Here is a 3,498-nt window from a genome sequence, read left to right as displayed (position 1 = left end):
GGGCGGATGACCTTCCGCACTCAGCAGGGCCAGGGCCAGGCCAGCACCATCGCCTACACTTACGACCCGGCCGGGCGACTGATCGCCAGCCAGCACGGCGACCACGCCCACCGCTACCCGATGGACGCCGCCGGCAACCGCCTGGACGGCACCGCCAATGTGCAAGTCGATAACCGCCTCACCCAACTCGACGGCAGCCGCTACCGCCACGATGGCGCCGGCAACCTGATCGAACGCGAAGCCCCCAACGGCGAACGCCTGACACTGGGCTACGACGGCGCCAACCGCCTGGTCACGCTGACCCACACCAGCGCCTACGGCCATACCCGCGAGGCCCACTACCGCTACGACGCCCTGGGCCGGCGCATCGGCAAGACCGTGCGCCACGCCAACGGCACCACCGCCACCTACCACTACGGCTGGGACGGCGACCGCCTGGTCCACGAAGCCACCGACCGCCAACGCACCACCGTGGTCTATGAGCCGGGTAGCTTCGTGCCGATGCTGCGCATCGATGAAGCAACGAGCGGAAAGGAAACGGAACGCCGCCTTAGCGCCTACGCCACCGACGCCCTGGGTACCCCGCTGCGCCTGGTCACGCCCCAGGGCGAGACCCTATGGCATGCCCAGCCCCACGACTGGGCCGCGGTCACAAACGAACAGGGCGACACCCCACAGCCGATCCGCTTCCAGGGCCAGTGGCACGACGAGGAATCGGGCCTCTACTACAACCGCCACCGCTACTACGACCCGCAGCAGGGCAGGTATATCAGCCAGGACCCGATAGGCCTCAACGGCGGCACCAACCTGTATGGCTACGTGAGCAACCCGACGGGAATGGTGGATCCGCTGGGGTTGTTTAGCCCTCAGGCTAGAGCGGCGATGATAACTGTTCACACAGCAGAAAAGGTTAGAAATGATGCCTGGTGTGCCGCCCAATATATTGCAATGAGCAGAAGCGCTTCTCAGTTGCCTCCTATCGTGGAACAGCAAATCGAAATGGCTGGAGAAACACGAGCAGGACAGATTCGTGGATGTGAAAGTGACAAAGACAATCGAGAACGCCTGGGTCTCCCTTATGAGGGTGAGTTTAATGCTTGTCTGGACCGAGCAGATAGAAGCTATCACGAAAGGGCCTTGGAAATCGCTCGAGAGAATGCCTCTCGGCACTCAACTATCGACGAACAACTGACGGAGATATCCAGGAGCTGCATTGAACCTTCCATTGGCGACCTGGAAATCCCAAGCGGCCGAAGATAACAGTAGCAGACCAGGACTATACAGGAATACACCATGATCACTGAAAAGCATGCTTCATTACATGTATCAATGGCCCTGAGGTTGTTTACCATCTTAATGCTATTGATGGTTTCCTCCTTGGCAGCAGCTGATTCCGTAATGTTTCAGGCCAATTTGGAAAGGACTGGGGTTTACCATGACGCTGGGCCAGAAGAAGAACCAACGCTAGTATGGAAGTTTGATGCGGGCGCGCCTGTGGTAAGCACTCCTTTAGTGTATGATGGCATGGTTTATTTTGTCGATTTCGAAGAGGGTATTTATGCACTAAATCAGAATGATGGCTCTCCAATATGGGAAATAGATCTAGGCGGACAGCCTAGCTTCGAAATCACTGTAAACGAAGACCTGCTTCTGGTAGGGCGCCGTTTCTCCAGGGACGACGATGAGAGTTACTTGATGGCGATTGATCGGCTCACAGGAGAAGAACGTTGGAAGTTTGAAACCGATGATCGCTCAGGAATGGACTCCCCTACAATTTACAACAATATGGTATTTTTAGTATCAATGTCTTCTCATTTATTCTCATTAAGTATTGATTCAGGAGAAGAAGTATGGAGACTTCCAATTCAAGGGGGGCGAGGGCAACCACTGATTTCTAATACCTCTCTTTACCTTCAGGATGCTTCGCAGACGATTTATTCTTTCTCACCAGATAGCGGCGAAGTTGTATGGAGTCATCGCCCATCATCTACCACAGGTCGCTACTCAAGCACCCCGGCCATAGATGATTGCTTCATCTACGCCATGGAGTTAAGAGATGAATACAACTCAATTGTAAAAATAAACAAGCACAATGGAGAGCAGGTGGCTGAGTTCCCCATTGAATTCAGAAGCAGTTCATCAATAAGCCTCACTGACGGCATTGCTTTCTTTGGTGACGATGGTGATGGCCATGCAGGTGCACATGGATACATGAATGCCATGGATGCCGAAAGTGGCGAACTGATCTGGCGCTTTGAAACAGAAGGCTTTGTAAGGGGCGCTGCCGCCATTGCAGGTGACACAGTATACTTCGGCAGCGGAGATCACCATTTGTATGCTGTTGACCGCCATACTGGCGAAATGAGGTGGCGCTATGAAACAGGTGCGGGCATTACCTCCACACCTGCCATCGTCGATGGTCGTGTATATTTCGGTAGTATTGACGGCCATGTGTATGTATTGGAATAACCTTCTTCAAGCCCTTGACTCCTGAACTCAACCAATAAACGCAACACGGACGTTGCCCCCATGTACCATCCGCCAGGGAAGGCACCTCACTGCCTTCGCTGGCGGTAGCGTGGCCGAACGGCCGCCTTGCCAACGCTTCGAGGAGATGATGCGTCTTTCTTATTCTTGTTTCCTGCTCGCCGCCGCCCTCACCGGCCGTGCCGTGGACTGCGGCAGCAGGTGATCATCCAGACCGCCCCGGACGGCAGCCGCTGGGCCATCGAGCGCGACGCCCTTGGTCACCCGGTTGAAATTACCGGCCCCGAGGGCACCACCACCCTGGCCTACGAGGACCCGCGCCTGCCCGATCGCCCCACCGCCGTCACCGATGCGCAGGGCGCCACCCGGCGCCTCGAATGGAACGCCCTGGGCCAACTCAGCGCCGAGACCGACTGCTCCGAGCGGCGCACCAGCTACGCCCATGACGCCCGCGGCCATCTGGCCAGCGTCACCAACGCCCTGGGTGAGACCACCCGCACCCCCCATGACGTCATGGGCCGGCGCCAGTCTACCCAGCTGCCCGACGGCAGCCACTGGCACCACCACCACGACGCCCAGGGGCGCCCGGTGGAACAGGAGGGTCCCCAGGGTTACCGTCAGCAGCTCTTCTATGACGAGCACGGCCGCCCCGCCCAGCGGATCGATGCCGACGGCAGCCACACCACCCTGGCCTATGATGAGGCCGGCCCCGACGGCCCCGACGGCCCCGACGGCCGCGAGCAGCGCTACGCCTACGACGCCGCCGGTCAGCTGATCGAACGCACGGAAGTCCACCGCCCGGACCCCGATGGCCAGCCGCTGGTCACCCGTTTTGATTACGACGCCAACGGCCGGCTGATCGCCCGTCATCTGCCCGAGACCGACGCCGCCCCGGCCACGACGGAGCGTTACCACTGGCGTGCCGATGGCCAGTTGGCCGGCGCCGAGAATGCCCATGGCGAGGTCACGTTCGTCTTCGACGAGGCGGGGCGTCCAAGCGGCGAACAGCAG

General features: G+C 58.8%; 2 protein-coding genes and 1 pseudogene. All 3 read left to right on the top strand.

The annotated features are described in order from the left end of the window. A partial coding sequence (locus IHD13_RS17905) for an RHS repeat-associated core domain-containing protein (RefSeq protein WP_195862397.1) occupies window positions 1-1,260 on the top strand: 1,260 nt, incomplete at its 5' end. A 33-nt stretch (window positions 1,261-1,293) separates the two neighbouring features. Continuing rightward, window positions 1,294-2,469, top strand: a complete 1,176-nt coding sequence (locus IHD13_RS17900; RefSeq protein WP_195862396.1) for an outer membrane protein assembly factor BamB family protein — start codon at window positions 1,294-1,296, stop codon at window positions 2,467-2,469. Window positions 2,470-2,688: 219 nt separating this feature from the next. Continuing rightward, window positions 2,689-3,498 (top strand): annotated as a pseudogene (locus tag IHD13_RS17895) (RHS repeat protein); the annotation flags it as partial.

The sequence above is a fragment of the Halomonas sp. 328 genome (assembly GCF_015645095.1).
Classification (GTDB): domain Bacteria; phylum Pseudomonadota; class Gammaproteobacteria; order Pseudomonadales; family Halomonadaceae; genus Bisbaumannia.
This window is presented reverse-complemented; position numbering and strand designations above follow the sequence as displayed.